The organism is Enterobacter cloacae complex sp. IR5459 (assembly GCF_049238005.1).
Lineage (GTDB): Bacteria > Pseudomonadota > Gammaproteobacteria > Enterobacterales > Enterobacteriaceae > Enterobacter > Enterobacter hormaechei_C.
In genome coordinates this window covers 36,113-51,047 of record NZ_JBMKIG010000001.1, presented here as the reverse complement: position 1 = coordinate 51,047, position 14,935 = coordinate 36,113, and the positions used below count along the sequence as shown (strand labels likewise).

The 14,935-nt window shown below is 54.2% G+C and carries 16 protein-coding genes; 5 read left to right on the top strand and 11 right to left on the bottom strand.

Features of this window, described 5'->3' with window-relative positions:
• Positions 1-24: 24 nt before the first annotated feature.
• The 8 genes from ACOTX4_RS00245 to zapE form a co-directional block, all read right to left on the bottom strand.
• Positions 25-1,515, bottom strand: a complete 1,491-nt coding sequence (locus ACOTX4_RS00245) for an MFS transporter (protein ID WP_045332470.1) — start codon at positions 1,513-1,515, stop codon at positions 25-27.
• Positions 1,516-1,627: 112 nt separating this feature from the next.
• Positions 1,628-2,521, bottom strand: coding sequence for an N-acetylneuraminate lyase (gene nanA / locus ACOTX4_RS00240; protein ID WP_022651923.1), 894 nt, complete (start codon positions 2,519-2,521; stop codon positions 1,628-1,630).
• A gap of 122 nt (positions 2,522-2,643) precedes the next feature.
• Positions 2,644-3,426 (bottom strand): transcriptional regulator NanR, encoded by a 783-nt coding sequence (nanR, locus tag ACOTX4_RS00235; protein WP_022651924.1) that lies wholly within the window; start codon positions 3,424-3,426, stop codon positions 2,644-2,646.
• Between the two features lie 102 nt (positions 3,427-3,528).
• Positions 3,529-4,026, bottom strand: a complete 498-nt coding sequence (gene sspB, locus ACOTX4_RS00230; RefSeq protein WP_026080566.1) for a ClpXP protease specificity-enhancing factor — start codon at positions 4,024-4,026, stop codon at positions 3,529-3,531.
• A gap of 5 nt (positions 4,027-4,031) precedes the next feature.
• Positions 4,032-4,670: a stringent starvation protein SspA gene (sspA, locus tag ACOTX4_RS00225; RefSeq protein WP_003860438.1), complete on the bottom strand. Its 639-nt coding sequence runs from the start codon at positions 4,668-4,670 to the stop codon at positions 4,032-4,034.
• A gap of 307 nt (positions 4,671-4,977) precedes the next feature.
• Entirely contained in the window at positions 4,978-5,370 is a 393-nt protein-coding gene (gene rpsI, locus ACOTX4_RS00220; protein WP_003860436.1) for a 30S ribosomal protein S9, read from the bottom strand.
• Between the two features lie 15 nt (positions 5,371-5,385).
• A complete protein-coding gene (gene rplM / locus ACOTX4_RS00215) occupies positions 5,386-5,814 on the bottom strand; it encodes a 50S ribosomal protein L13 (RefSeq protein ID WP_003860434.1) in 429 nt (142 codons plus the stop codon).
• A gap of 292 nt (positions 5,815-6,106) precedes the next feature.
• Positions 6,107-7,231 carry a cell division protein ZapE gene (gene zapE / locus ACOTX4_RS00210; RefSeq protein ID WP_022651925.1) on the bottom strand — a complete coding sequence of 375 codons (1,125 nt, stop codon included), beginning with the start codon at positions 7,229-7,231 and terminating at the stop codon, positions 6,107-6,109.
• A gap of 189 nt (positions 7,232-7,420) precedes the next feature.
• Here zapE and zapG point away from each other — a divergent pair, with 189 nt between their 5' ends.
• The 3 genes from zapG (at position 7,421) to degS (ending at position 10,517) form a co-directional block, all read left to right on the top strand.
• Positions 7,421-7,819, top strand: a complete 399-nt coding sequence (zapG, locus tag ACOTX4_RS00205) for a Z-ring associated protein ZapG (RefSeq protein ID WP_003860432.1) — start codon at positions 7,421-7,423, stop codon at positions 7,817-7,819.
• Positions 7,820-7,989: 170 nt separating this feature from the next.
• Positions 7,990-9,357: a serine endoprotease DegQ gene (degQ, locus tag ACOTX4_RS00200; protein WP_006812158.1), complete on the top strand. Its 1,368-nt coding sequence runs from the start codon at positions 7,990-7,992 to the stop codon at positions 9,355-9,357.
• Positions 9,358-9,449: 92 nt separating this feature from the next.
• Positions 9,450-10,517, top strand: coding sequence for an outer membrane-stress sensor serine endopeptidase DegS (gene degS / locus ACOTX4_RS00195; protein WP_003860430.1), 1,068 nt, complete (start codon positions 9,450-9,452; stop codon positions 10,515-10,517).
• Positions 10,518-10,568: 51 nt separating this feature from the next.
• On the opposite strand, the gene mdh is transcribed toward degS, so the two are convergent.
• Positions 10,569-11,507 (bottom strand): malate dehydrogenase, encoded by a 939-nt coding sequence (gene mdh / locus ACOTX4_RS00190; RefSeq protein WP_003860429.1) that lies wholly within the window; start codon positions 11,505-11,507, stop codon positions 10,569-10,571.
• A 397-nt stretch (positions 11,508-11,904) separates the two neighbouring features.
• Between mdh and argR the strand changes: the two genes are divergently transcribed.
• Together argR and yhcN are read left to right on the top strand one after the other, a co-directional pair.
• The gene (gene argR, locus ACOTX4_RS00185) at positions 11,905-12,375 is read left to right on the top strand and encodes a transcriptional regulator ArgR (protein WP_003860428.1); all 471 of its coding nucleotides are present in this window, start codon (positions 11,905-11,907) and stop codon (positions 12,373-12,375) included.
• A gap of 378 nt (positions 12,376-12,753) precedes the next feature.
• Complete coding sequence (gene yhcN / locus ACOTX4_RS00180; RefSeq protein ID WP_003860426.1) at positions 12,754-13,017, top strand: peroxide/acid stress response protein YhcN; 264 nt, start codon at positions 12,754-12,756, stop codon at positions 13,015-13,017.
• A 59-nt stretch (positions 13,018-13,076) separates the two neighbouring features.
• On the opposite strand, the gene ACOTX4_RS00175 is transcribed toward yhcN, so the two are convergent.
• Both ACOTX4_RS00175 and ACOTX4_RS00170 read right to left on the bottom strand, forming a co-directional pair.
• A complete protein-coding gene (locus ACOTX4_RS00175; protein ID WP_003860424.1) occupies positions 13,077-13,349 on the bottom strand; it encodes a barstar family protein in 273 nt (90 codons plus the stop codon).
• A gap of 45 nt (positions 13,350-13,394) precedes the next feature.
• Positions 13,395-14,849 carry an NAD-dependent succinate-semialdehyde dehydrogenase gene (locus ACOTX4_RS00170; protein ID WP_045332468.1) on the bottom strand — a complete coding sequence of 485 codons (1,455 nt, stop codon included), beginning with the start codon at positions 14,847-14,849 and terminating at the stop codon, positions 13,395-13,397.
• Positions 14,850-14,935 lie beyond the last annotated feature (86 nt).

The window sequence follows — 14,935 nt, the reverse complement described above, 5'->3', positions numbered from 1 at the left end:
TTCTGGTTTAGCAATGACATCAGCTTATCCTTTGTGTTTGATCAGACCGCTTTTACTGGCACCAAAAGGGAGTGCGCCACTCAGCGGTTTACCGTCAATAGCATCATGCGTACGCAGGGCTTCTGGCCTGATCCAGCGCTGAACGCGGGAGGGCATATCCAGACCAATAAGCAAGATCACCACAAACGTCAGGCCAAAGGAGAGCGACCCCAGGGCCGTGCCCAGCGCCATATCCTGCGACAGCAGCGCGCCAATCACCGGGGCAATCGCGCCGCCCAACGCGCCAACGTTGTAGGTAAAACCCAGACCCGCCGCACGCTGGTCGGTATCGAAATAGCCGCCGATGAGTTTGGGTAAGATCCCGGAGATCCCCTGCCCCAGCATCTGCTGGAAAAAGAGTAACAAGCCCAACACCCAGACATTGGCGCCGCCAATCGCAAAGACGGGAACAATCAGGAGCTGTGAGGCCAACAGGCTACAGACATAGGCCTTGCGGGTGCCAAGCCAGTCACCGAGAAAACCACCCACGCAGCAGCCTACCGCCGCGCCGAAGCCGCTAAAGAACAGCACCTTCGCCACCGTTGACGGATCATAGGCCAGGTCGGTTTTCAGATAAGTGGGTAATAGCGCCTGAATCGGCCAGGAGTAGAGAAAGGCGAAGAGCACGACAACCATCAACGTGACGCCCGTCGGCCAGCGTTTGCCGCTGCTTTGCACCATAAAGCTGATAAAGACGATGGCGCACAGCAGGCCGAGAATAACGACCAGCCCCGCGTTGTTGAGTTCGCCTGCAAAACAGAACCACAGCGCCGTACCGGCAAACAGCGTCATCGCCATATTGATGACGCTGTATTTGCCGCGATACAGAATATCAACCATGGTGCGCACCGGGGCTTTGCCTTCGTGCTTCGCTTTCCAGTCCTCAGCTTCCGGAATATTTTTCCGCAGCCACAGGGCAAAGACGATGGGCAGAATGCCGATAAAGAACAGCGCCCGCCAGCCCCAGACGGGCACGACAAGGCTGTAGACCTGGGCCGCAACCACGGCGCCGACGGAGAAACCGGAAATCAGAAAACCACTCGCCTTGTTGCGCAGGTGCTTTGGCCAGCTTTCAATCACATAGGTTGCGCTGGAGCCATATTCCCCCGCCATCCCCATGCCTATCACCATGCGGGCGATAAACAGGGTGACGTAACCCGGCGCAAAACCGCAGGCCAGCGTACCGCAGGAAAAGAGCACGATGCTGGTGATCATCGCCAGCTTGCGGCCATAGCGGTCGCCCATGGCGCCCAGCAGCAGGCCGCCGAACCAGCGCGATATAAAGGCCGCCGAAATCAGGCTCGCCGCTTCCACTGTTGTCAGGGCAAACTCGCTTTTTATTTCTGTCAGGACTAAGGCTATCAATACAAAATCGAAGCCATCAAGCAGATATCCCAGCCAGGCGGCGGAGAAGGCGCGCCACTGAGGACGGGTAAGATGGCGGTACCACGGGATGCTTTGGGTAGACTTACTCATTTCACTCTCCCGACGATTTCTCTGTCGTTTTGCCGGATGGCGGCTGCGCCTTATCCGGCCTACGTAGCATGTTTTTGTAGGCCGGATAAGGCGAAGCGCCCCCGGCTATGCGTTAGCGTTTTTCCGCCATTAGCTGCTCCGCCAGCGCTTTCAGCTCAGGCACGAATTTTTCATCCACAGGGGCAAACGGCTTACGGCACAGCGGCACGGATACCACGTCCATATAGTGCAGAACCGTTTTCAGACCACGGAACACCCCGGCTTTAATAAGCAGATCGATCACCTTGTTGCATTCGCTTTGCAGGCGCTGTGCGGTGGCGTTATCCCCTTCACGAACCGCTTTAGCGATCGCCTGGTAACGCCAGCCCATAATGTTGTAGGTGCTGCCGATCCCCCCGTCCGCGCCGGCCAGCAGGCCGGAGGCGAAGATCTCGTCATAACCGTTGTAGAGCACCAGATCCGGGTGCGCGCGACGGATCTGCTCCATCTGGAAGAGATCGCCGGAGGTTTGCTTCAGCGCGCCGACGCCAGGCAGCGTCACCAGCGTGTTGATCTGATCCAGCGTTAACTTAACGCCGCTCAGCGCCGGGATGTTGTAAACCACCATCGGTAAACCGTCAGCGGAGTCAATAATTGCACGGTAGTGGTCACAATGTTCTTCAAAGCTAAAGGGATAGTAAAACGGTGTGACGGCGGATACAGCGTCAAAACCGACGCGGGCGGCGGCCATGGCTAACTGCTGGCTTTCCGCCGTGCTGACGCAGCCAACATGGGCGATGAGCGTGATTTTCCCTTTCGCCTCTTCCGCCACAATCTCCATCACCTGCTCTCGTTCCGAAAGGCTCTGTACAAAGGCCTCTCCCGTTGAACCGCCGACGTACAGCCCATCGATACCTTGTTCAATATTGAACTGCACCAGACGGCGCAGGCTTTCTTTATCCAGCATCTGCTCAGAGTTAAACGGGGTCAGGAGTGCGGCCATTACGCCGCGTAATTGCGTTGCCATAGTTACCTCAATCGATCGTGTGTTTTTTATAACGACATACCTTTATACCTGTTATACCAGATCAATTAAGCAGCAGTGGAATACAGAACGCTTATATTGCGATCTGCTTCACTAAAGGATCGTTATTTTTTGGCTTTTGAATGCTGGCCGAAAGCGTGCCAGGTGGCGGAGACGCTGTTAAGGTGAGTTTGCAACGCCCGATCCGCTTCATCGGGATCGCGGCGGCGAATCGCATCCACAATTGCGATATGCTGGCGATAGCTGACTTCATTATGCTGATAAAGCTCTGCGTCCGGCACTTTAGGACGCGCCGCAATTAACCAGTCAAGCAGCGCAACGTGGATCGCATTGAAGATCGGATTGCCGGGGATCTCCGCCAGCACGCGGTGAAAATCGACATCGGAACGAATAAATAGCGTGTTGTCATCCAGGGACTGGCTGTTGATCTCCAGGGCTTTTGTGAGCTGCGCAATCTGATCGTCAGTGGCATATTCTGCGGCATAACGAACAAGGCTGGATTCAAAGAACAGGCGAAGCTGCTCGAAATGGGCAATACCGCTGGGCTGGGTCAGAAAGTCTTTCGCCATTCCCGACAATTCACTGATGATGGTATCGGCAGACGGCATGGTTACGCGGGCACGTTCACCGTTGTTAATCTGCACCAGCCCTTTACGCTTTAGCGCCGCCAGCGCTTCGCGCACCGAGGGGCGACCCACGTTGAAGAACTCCATCAGTTCGCGCTCGGAGGGTAACTGCTCTCCCTGGGCAAATTCCTTCCGACGGATCATCTGCTCCAGCTCTTCTTCCACCATATCAGACAGTTTTTTGCGCGCCAGCGGCCGACGGCGCAGGCTGCGGCCAATGGTTTCATCAGAGTTTTCAGCTTTAAGATCAGTCGGTTTCATTGCAGTCCGGTGCCATTGAAGGAAAACAGTTCATCATAACACAGGAAATTAGAGGGGGCGAAAAGGGACGGAAAGCAAAACAGGCCCGTCGGGCCTGTTTGTTTATTTCACAACGCGCAGTGCGGGACGACCACCGCGTGGTGGTGGCTCGTCATCCGGATCGGTGTCGTCATTATGATCGGGTTTATCGCCATCGATGACAGACATTACCGTGTCGCTTTCGCGTTCATCGGATGCCTCATCATCATTCAGGCTGGCAACCTCTTCATCATAAGCCGCTTCCGGCTCAAACATGGTGCCCGCACCGTTTTCACGGGCGTAGATAGCCAGCACAGCTGCCAGCGGCACGGAAACCTGACGCGGCACGCCGCCGAAGCGCGCATTAAAGCGCACTTCGTCGTTCGCCAGCTCCAGGTTACCCACTGCGCGTGGCGCAATATTCAGTACAATCTGTCCGTCGCGCGCGTATTCCATTGGAACCAGCACGCCCGGCAACGTCACATCCACAACCAGGTGCGGCGTGAGCTGGTTATCCAGCAGCCATTCATAGAAGGCGCGCAGCAGATACGGACGGCGTGGTGAAAGTTGTGACATTTCCACAGTCATTAGCCTCGGCCGAGACGCATTTCACGTTCCGGTTCAGTTAAGGATGCCAGGAAAGAGTCGCGTTCAAAGACGCGAGTCATGTAGCCTTTCAGCTCTTTCGCGCCAGGACCGCTGAACTCTACGCCCAGGGTTGGCAGACGCCACAGCAGCGGAGCCAGGTAGCAATCTACCAGGCTGAACTCGTCGCTCAGGAAGAAAGGCTTTTGACCAAATACCGGCGCAATCGCCAGCAGCTCTTCACGCAGCTGTTTACGTGCAGCATCCGCTTCAGAAGAGGAACCGTTGACAATAACGTTCATCAGCGAGTACCAGTCTTTCTCGATACGCTGCATGTACAGGCGGCTTTCACCACGCGCAACAGGATAAACAGGCATCAGCGGCGGATGCGGGAAACGCTCATCCAGGTATTCCATAATGATACGGGATTCCCACAGGGTCAGCTCGCGATCCACCAGCGTCGGTACGCTTTGGCTCGGGTTGAGATCGATCAGATCCTGAGGCGGGTTATCCTTTTCCACATGCTCGATCTCAAAACTGACACCCTTCTCGGCCAGCACGATACGAACCTGATGGCTATAAATGTCAGTAGGACCAGAAAACAGCGTCATTACCGAACGTTTGTTGGCAGCGACAGCCATGAAAACCTCCAGGTATATTCAGAATTTTTACTGCTACCAGCCCAACGGGGCCAGCCAGATGATGTATCGCCCATCCCAGAGAAGACACATTGTTCAAGAATCGAACAAAAATCGAGTATTCACCGATATTTGGGCAGAAAATTGGATGATAGTTTACCAGATTTTGATGGCTTTGTGGTGAGGGGATTCCGGAAATGTGGAAAAAGAGAAGATATATGAAATGTTACTGTGGATAACCTGCGTATTATCCATAAAAAAACCCGCCGAAGCGGGTTTTTCGCCAATCGTTCTGCGTAAGCAGAATGGATTAACGTTTGGAGAACTGTGGACGACGACGTGCTTTACGCAGACCCACTTTCTTACGTTCAACCTGACGCGCGTCACGAGTAACGAAGCCAGCTTTACGCAGTTCAGAACGCAGGGATTCGTCGTACTCCATCAGAGCGCGGGTGATACCGTGACGGATCGCACCTGCCTGACCGGAGATACCACCACCTTTAACGGTGATGTACAGATCCAGTTTTTCTACCATATCAACCAGTTCCAGCGGCTGGCGAACTACCATGCGGGCAGTTTCGCGACCGAAGTATTGTTCCAGAGAACGCTGGTTGATTACGATTTTACCACTGCCCGGTTTGATGAAAACGCGAGCTGCGGAACTTTTGCGGCGACCAGTGCCGTAGTATTGATTTTCAGCCATTGCCTATAATCCCGATTAGATGTCAAGAACTTGCGGTTGCTGTGCCGCGTGGTTGTGCTCGTTGCCTGCGTAAACTTTCAGTTTACGGAACATAGCACGACCCAGCGGGCCTTTTGGCAGCATGCCTTTAACCGCGATTTCAATCACACGCTCAGGACGGCGGGCAATCATCTCTTCAAAGGTCGCTTCTTTGATACCACCGATGTGGCCGGTGTGGTGGTAGTACATTTTGTCAGTACGCTTGTTGCCGGTAACAGCAACTTTGTCAGCGTTCAGAACGATGATGTAATCACCGGTATCAACGTGCGGAGTGTATTCCGCTTTATGCTTACCGCGCAGGCGACGAGCCAGTTCAGTAGCCAGACGGCCCAGAGTTTTACCGGTCGCGTCAACAACATACCAGTCGCGCTGTACGGTTTCTGGTTTAGCTGTAAAAGTTTTCATTAAAAGCTTACCCAAATAATAAGTTACACGTTGGTGAACACCCAAACGTTTAGTCAGTTGAGGTTCACACGACAAAGTCCGGCAAACCTACCCCTTCGAATAGCACATGCCGACACATAGAAAGTTTCGGGAAAAAAACCTTCTCGTAACGTGGGGTCGCAAGATTATAGAGAAGTTGAGGTCAAAGATCGACCCTTAAATGTGATTTGGAATGGGTTTTTCGGGGTTGCGTACTGTGCGGTCTGGTGCCCTCACCCCCTGCCCCTCTCCCACGGGGAGAGGGGAGCATTTATTACGGCATATGCTCACGCTTGAGGTACTCTTCGCTCTGCATCTCTTGCAGGCGCGACAGGCAGCGCTGGAACTCAAACTTCAGGCGCTCGCCCTGATAGATCTCATATAAAGGCACCTCGGCGCTGACCACCAGCTTAACGTGGCGCTCGTAAAACTCATCTACCAGCGCGATGAAGCGGCGCGCTTCGCTCTCCATGAGTGGGGTCATAACGGGTACATCCCACAACATAACGGTATGGAACAGACGTGAAAGCGCAATGTAGTCATGCTGGCTGCGGGCGTCCACGCAGAGCGTTGCAAACGAGACGGCCAGCGTCTGGTTCTCTACGCCAAGCGTCGACAACGGGCGATGATTAATCTCCAGCGCTGGCGCCTTATCCCGCGGCGCCCCTGCCAGCGCCAGCCACAGTTTATCCATCTCGCTGGCTGTGTCGGCGTTCAGCGGTGAAAGCCACAGGTGCGCCTGCGTTAATGTGCGCAGACGATAATCGACGCCGGCATCGACATTCATGATGTCGCAGTGCTGCTTAATGGCATCTATGGCTGGCAGGAAACGCGCCCGCTGAAGACCATTGCGATAAAGCTCATCCGGCGGGATATTTGAGGTCGCCACCAGGGTGATCCCACGCGCAAACAGCGCTTTCATGAGGCCCCCCAGCAGCATGGCATCCGTAATATCGGAAACAAAGAACTCGTCGAAGCAGAGCACGTCCGTTTCCGCCTTGAAGCGATCGGCCACAATCTCCAGCGGGTCGGTTTCGCCCTGGAGCGCAGTCAGCTCTTCATGGACCCGCAGCATAAAACGGTGAAAGTGCAGACGCTGCTTACGCGTGCCGGGCAGGCTCTGGTAGAACATGTCCATCAGCCAGGTCTTACCCCGCCCAACGCCACCCCACATATATAATCCACGAACCGGTGCGTTTACCGTGGGCTCTTTTTTGCCCAGTAAACGGCCGAATGCCGCCTTCAGCCCACTGCTCTGCACCGCATCGGCGGGTTTCGCCAGAATTTCCTGATAAATCGTGTCCAGGCGGTTAACCGCTTCACGCTGGACATCATCCGGCTGGTGTGTGCCCTCGCTCAGGGCCAGTTGGTAACGCGATGAAGGGGACAGGTTTTGCATGATGTTGTTGTTATTCCTTTAGTTAAACCTCACCAGCGCGCGTGGCTGATGAAAAAAAGGCCGTTCTACACTACGCGATGATACGTCAGGATTCCACTTCTGCGGAAATAGCGGTTATAGTGGCATAATCAGGCACAGGCAGGAGCCGAGCCAACACCCTACGGAACAACAAGACAACGGGAGAAGTTCATGACCTGGGAATATGCGCTAATCGGTTTAGTCGTCGGCATCATCATTGGTGCTGTGGCCATGCGTTTCGGTAACCGCAAATTGCGTCAGCAGCAGTCACTGCAATACGAACTGGAAAAGAACAAAGCCGAACTGGAAGAATATCGCGAAGAGCTGGTCAGCCACTTTGCCCGTAGCGCTGAGCTACTGGACAACATGGCGACAGATTATCGCCAGCTCTACCAGCACATGGCGAAAAGCTCCAGCAGCCTGCTGCCGGAAATGACCGCGGAGACCAACCCCTTCCGCAATCGTCTGGCTGATTCTGAAGCCGGTAACGATCAGGCTCCGGTTCAGATGCCACGCGACTATTCAGACGGCGCGTCCGGCCTGCTGCGCGGTGGCGTAAAACGCGATTAATCGCACAACCTGAATAAATTTTACGGGCGCACCTTATGCGCCCGTCCTTTCTTCCCGTCCCCAGCTATTATTTAGTCAAACACCTCATTGTTCAGCGGTTGAAAATTCAATAACATCAAGATGTTTTTGGGGCCGTTCTTTTTCATTCCAGGATACGAGAGTCAGCATCGATGAAGAAAAAAAACCAGCTGTTGAGCGCCTTAGCGTTAAGTGTCGGGTTATCTCTCTCGGCGTCCTTCCCCGCCAGTGCGGCACTGCCTTCGCAGGTGCCTGGACAAGAAGCCATTCCCAGCCTTGCGCCGATGCTTGAAAAAGTCCTGCCTGCGGTAGTCAGCGTTCAGGTGGAAGGGACGGCACGCCAAAGCCAGCGTATTCCCGAAGAGCTGAAGAAATATTTTGGCGAAGACGCGCCGGATCAGCAGGCTCAGCCGTTTGAAGGTCTGGGCTCAGGGGTGATTATCGACGCGGCTAAGGGCTATATCCTGACCAATAACCACGTGATCAGCCAGGCCGATAAAATCAGCGTTCAGCTGAACGATGGCCGGGAGTTTGACGCCAAACTGATCGGCGGTGACGATCAGAGTGATATCGCCCTGCTACAGGTACAAAACCCCAGCAACCTGACCCAGATCGCCATTGCTGATTCCGATAAGCTGCGCGTCGGTGATTTTGCTGTCGCGGTCGGTAACCCGTTCGGCTTAGGCCAGACCGCCACCTCCGGAATTGTCTCCGCCCTGGGGCGCAGCGGCCTGAATCTCGAAGGGCTGGAAAATTTCATCCAGACCGATGCCTCCATCAACCGGGGCAACTCCGGCGGTGCGCTGCTTAATCTGAACGGTGAGCTGATCGGCATCAACACCGCTATCCTCGCGCCAGGCGGCGGCAGCATCGGGATTGGTTTTGCCATTCCGAGCAACATGGCGAAAACTCTGTCTCAACAGCTGATTCAGTTTGGCGAGGTTAAGCGCGGTCTGCTGGGCATCAAAGGCATGGAGATGAGCGCCGATATCGCCAAAGCCTTTAAGCTCAACGTCCAGCGCGGGGCGTTTGTCAGCGAAGTGCTGCCCAACTCAGGCTCTGCGAAAGCGGGCGTGAAATCCGGTGACGTTATTGTCAGCCTGAACGATAAACCGCTGAGCAGCTTCGCTGAATTACGTTCGCGTATTGCCACCACGGAGCCTGGCGCTAAAGTGAAGCTGGGCCTGATCCGCGAGGGCAAACCGCTGACCGTGGAAGTGACGCTGGACAAGAGCACCTCCTCTTCCGCCAGCGCAGAACAGATCTCCCCGGCTCTACAGGGCGCTACGCTGAGCGATGGTCAGCTTAAAAACGGCACGAAAGGCATTTCTGTCACTACCGTTGAGAAGAGCAGCCCGGCCGCGCAGGCAGGTTTGCATCAGGACGACGTGATCGTGGGCGTGAACCGTACTCGCGTGCAGTCTATTGCCGAAATGCGTAAGGTGCTGGAGAGTAAACCGGCGGTCATTGCCCTGCAAATTATCCGTGGCAACGATACCCTCTACATTTTACTGCGTTAACCATTTGCGACTCCGGGCATCGCCGCTGCGTGTGATGTCCGGATAACTCATGTTATGCTGCAAACCGTTCCTTTTTTAACGACACACGCATCATGCTTTTAAAGCTCTTTCGTTCAATTGTCATTGGTTTGATCGTTGCCGGTCTGCTGCTGGTGGCTATGCCATCTTTACGCCAGTTCAACAAACTGTCGGCTCCTCAGTTCGACAGCACGGATGAAACGCCTGCGACGTACAATCAGGCGGTACGCCGTGCCGCCCCCGCCGTGGTTAACGTCTATAACCGCGGGCTTAACAGTTCTGCTCATAACCAGCTGGAGATCCGCACGCTCGGTTCCGGTGTGATCATGGATGACCGGGGCTACATCATCACCAATAAACACGTCATTAACGATGCCGACCAGATTATCGTCGCCTTGCAGGATGGCCGCGTGTTTGAAGCCCTGCTGGTGGGGTCGGACAGCCTGACCGATCTGGCGGTGCTGAAGATCAACGCCACCGGCGGTCTGCCGACTATCCCGATTAATCGCAAACGAACGCCGCATATCGGCGATGTGGTACTGGCGATCGGTAACCCGTACAACCTGGGCCAGACCATCACTCAGGGGATCATCAGCGCGACCGGTCGAATCGGCCTGAACCCGTCAGGGCGGCAGAACTTCCTGCAAACCGATGCCTCTATCAACCACGGTAACTCCGGCGGTGCGCTGGTGAACTCTCTGGGCGAACTGATGGGCATTAACACCCTCTCCTTCGACAAGAGCAACGACGGCGAAACACCGGAAGGGATTGGCTTTGCCATTCCATTCCAGCTGGCGACCAAGATCATGGACAAGCTGATCCGCGATGGCCGCGTGATCCGTGGCTACATCGGTATTGGTGGGCGTGAAATCGCACCGATGCATACGCAGGGCGGTGGTATCGATCAGATCCAGGGGATTGTGGTCAACGAAGTGGCGCCTGGCGGCCCGGCGGCCAATGCAGGTATCCAGGTGAACGACGTTATCCTTTCCGTCAACGGTACGCCAGCGGTCTCTGCGCTGGAAACCATGGACCAGGTGGCTGAGATTCGCCCGGGCTCCATCATCCCTGTTGAAGTCATGCGTAATGACAAGAAGCTGACGATCCAGGTCACCATCCAGGAATACCCGGCCACTAACTGACGGGCATAAAAAAACGGAGCTTAGCGCTCCGTTTTTTTTACCGGGACAAGATCACTTGTTAACGAACTCTTCGCCCAGCGTGATGTCTTTCTTCAGCGTATCCAGCATGCCTTCCATCGCGTTTTGCTCAAACGCGCTCAGCGTGCCGATAGACTTACGCTCTTCAACACCGTTTTTACCCAGCAGCAGCGGCTGAGAGAAGAAGCGCGCGTGTTCACCGTCGCCTTCAACATAGGCGCATTCAACAACGCCTTTTTCGCCCTGCAACGCGCGAACCAGAGACAGGCCGAAACGTGCCGCCGCCTGCCCCATAGACAGGGTTGCAGAACCGCCACCCGCCTTCGCTTCCACCACTTCGGTGCCTGCGTTCTGAATGCGTTTAGTCAGGTCAGCCACTTCCTGCTCGGTGAAGCTCACGCCCGGGATCTGCGACAGCAGAGGCAGGATGGTCACGCCAGAGTGACCGCCGATAACCGGCACTTCCACTTCCGTTGGCTGCTTGCCTTTCAGCTCAGCCACGAAGGTGTTGGAGCGGATGATATCCAGCGTAGTTACGCCGAACAGTTTGTTCTTGTCGTAAACGCCTGCTTTCTTCAGTACTTCTGCTGCGATGGCAACGGTGGTGTTCACCGGGTTGGTGATGATACCGATGCACGCTTTCGGGCAGGTTTCAGCGATCTGCTGAACCAGGTTTTTCACGATGCCCGCGTTGACGTTGAACAGGTCTGAACGATCCATACCCGGTTTACGTGCAACACCCGCGGAGATCAGCACCACGTCGGCACCCTGCAACGCAGGACGCGCATCTTCACCGGAGAAGCCTTTGATTTTCACAGCTGTCGGGATGTGGCTCAGGTCAACCGCCACACCTGGGGTTACCGGAGCAATATCGTACAGGGAGAGTTCTGAGCCTGAAGGCAGTTGGGTTTTCAGTAGTAGGGCAAGCGCCTGGCCGATACCACCAGCAGCGCCGAGGACTGCGACTTTCATCCTAAACTCCTTATTATGGTTAACTTAAGTATCTGTAACTCCGTTGCGGCGACCATAATTCAGCACGTCATTAATTACAATTTTCATCGCTAAAGAATTTGAGGTCGCACGTCTTTCACCTTCACCTGAATACTATCGGGCTGTAGGCAACAACGAATTAAGAGGGGGTTACAATACACCCTGCCACGCCACCAAAACAACATCATTTTGATAACATTTAATTTACTTTTAAGGTTATTTGCGCGGCGTGACCCAGGCATGTTTTCCGATAACGAAATCTGATAAAATCTCTCCCTTTCATAACATTATTTCAGCCTGGCGTCAGGTAGATAATTTGCATAAAAATTCATCCACATGCATAATAATGTTGTTTCTATCGTCATATTCCGGGTGACTTATGCGAAGCTCGTCTAAGCAAGAAGAATTAGTGAAGGCGTTTAAAGCGCTACTCAAAGAAGAGAAATTCAGTTCTCAGGGAGAAATTGTTCAGGCGTTGCAGGAACAAGGCTTCGACAACATCAACCAGTCGAAGGTCTCTCGCATGTTAACCAAGTTTGGAGCGGTGCGTACGCGCAACGCCAAAATGGAAATGGTTTATTGCCTGCCTGCTGAACTTGGCGTGCCAACGACCTCCAGCCCGCTGAAAAACCTGGTTCTGGACATCGACTATAACGATGCCGTGGTCGTGATCCACACCAGCCCGGGCGCAGCCCAGCTGATTGCCCGCCTGCTGGACTCGCTGGGTAAAGCAGAGGGGATCCTCGGAACCATCGCCGGTGATGACACCATTTTTACCACCCCGGCAAATGGTTTCTCGGTGAAAGACCTCTACGAAGCGATTCTGGTCCTGTTCGAACAGGAGCTGTAATTGTCTGCCCCGTAGCGCCTGACTGCGGGGATCATTCTGCTGCTTCCGCGTTTTACCCTGCTTTTCTCTGCCTGCTGTTTTTGCAAATAGTGCTTTTTACCACCTGTTAACATTCATTCAGTGAATGATCTGCCGCAAAATCGCACAAAAAATCAAATTGATCTATCGCTTTGATTTAGACAAGAAAAAACCATAAACCTCGCATTGTGGCGCTCCTTTTTATGCATTCGCGTTATAAAAAATGATTTTTTTAACACGTAATAACAGGCGAAACCATTAGTCTGGTATTAATTTTTTGCGTGATTAGTGTATACTTGATTTTGTGATGAGGGTCACAGAACAAAGACCCCAGTAAAATAATTGACGAGGTAAATAATCATGAAAATTAAAACCACTGTAGCTACCCTGAGCGTACTGTCAGTCCTGTCATTCGGTGCGTTTGCAGCCGACACCATTAATGCCGAACAGGCACAATCCCGTCAGGCTATCGGGACTGTTTCTGTTGGTGCCATCGGTACGTCTCCGATGGACATGCACGAAATGCTGAACAAAAAAGCGGAAGAACAGGGTGCGTCATCTTATCGCATCATCGAAGCGCGCAGTGGCGACCACTGGCACGCTACCGCAGAACTGTACAAATAAACCCTCGTCGTATCTCATCATACGACTTGCCCCTGACCTCCCGGTCAGGGGCTTTTTTATCACTGGCGCACGTTGAAACGCAGTTGCCCTTCCAGCTCCTCCTCCGCTTCATCAAACAATAAAATCAATGCGCCAAAGCGTCTGCGCAGTTTTTCAGGCAGATGGGTAAATTCGATTTCCAGCGGTAACGGCAGCCTGTCGCCGGTAACCACATCCCACAGCATATCAAGATTGCTTACGCTGCCCCGCTCCAGGTCGAACGCCCGAATAAACTCGCGATAGAAGTCTTCCTGACTCTCAATTTCGTCAAAATCAAAGGTATAAATTTTCATTGCCAGCCACCCGGTACAGGCGGGCGGCAAATGCCGCCCTGTCTATTATAATCCCCCGATATGCAGGGTTTTAACTTCCAGAAACTCCTCCAGCCCCAGCACGGACCCCTCGCGGCCCAGCCCGGACTCTTTTACGCCCCCAAACGGACCCAGTTCGGTCGAGACCGCACATTCATTAATTCCGATCATGCCGCTCTCAATGGCCTGTGAGACGCGGAACACGCGCGAAAGATTCTGGGTATAAAAGTAGGCCGCCAGCCCGTAAGGCGTATTGTTAGCGCGCATAACCACTTCGTCTTCCGACGTGAAGCGGAAGCAGGCGGCTACGGGACCAAAGGTCTCCTCTTCTGCCAGCTTCATGCCTTCATGGCAGTCACCGAGTACGGTTGGCATCCAGAAGTTGCCGCCAAGTTCGTGCGGTTTACCCCCAGCCAGCACCGTGGCGCCCTTCGCTACCGCGTCTTCGACGTGCTCACGCACTTTCTCGACAGCCGAAGGCTCAATCAGCGGGCCGACAACGACGCCCTCGTCCAGACCGTTACCCACCTTCAGCGCCTTCACCGCATCGGCAAGTTGATTGACGAACTTGTCATAGACCGTCTCCTGAATATAGAAACGGTTTACGCTGACGCAGACCTGCCCGGCGTTACGGAACTTATTGGCGATCGCGCCTTTGACGGCGGCATCAATATCCGCGTCCTCGAAAACGATATACGGCGCATTACCGCCCAGCTCCATCGATACCTTTTTCATGGTCTCTGCGGAATTGCGAACCAGCGTTTTCCCGACGGCGGTTGAACCCGTAAACGAGATTTTGCGCACGTCATGACTGGCCATAATGGCGTCGCTAATTTCTGAGGTGCTCCCCGCGACCGCATTCAGCACACCATCCGGCACACCGGCCTGCTTCGCCAGCGTCAGCAGCGCAAAGGCGCTCAGCGGCGTGTTGTTTGCAGGTTTGATCACGCCGGTACATCCTGCTGCCAGCGCCGGGCCGAGCTTACGGGTGAGCATAGCCATCGGGAAATTCCATGGCGTGATAGCAGCAACCACCCCGACAGGTTCACGAGTGGCCAGAATACGGGAGCCAGGTTTAACCGGAGGAATGATTTCACCGTTGGCGCGCTTGGCCTGCTCGGCAAACCACTGAATGAAGCTGGCAGCGTAGTCCACCTCACCTTCAGCCTCTTTCAGCGGCTTGCCCTGCTCGGTAGTCATCAGCCGCCCGAGCCAGCTTTTGTTCTCGATAATCAGTTCATACCAGCGATAGAGGATCGCGGAACGCTCTTTTGCCGTTTTTGAGCGCCATGCGGGAAAGGCCTTCGTCGCGGCCACAATGGCCTCTTCGGTTTCGGCTTTTCCTGCTTTCGCCACTTTCGCAATGACCTCGCCCGTGGCCGGGTTTAGCACATCAAACGTGGTGTCGAGTGTTTTCCAGATACCGTTGACCAGATACCCGGTCTGAAAAAGAATACTGTCCTGAAGAGCCTGGGTTGTCATGTGTCCTCCCTTCCTGAATGTTTGAACCTGCAAAAATAAGTATAGCCACAAAAAAACCGACGCTTTTGGCGTCGGTTTTCTCTTCG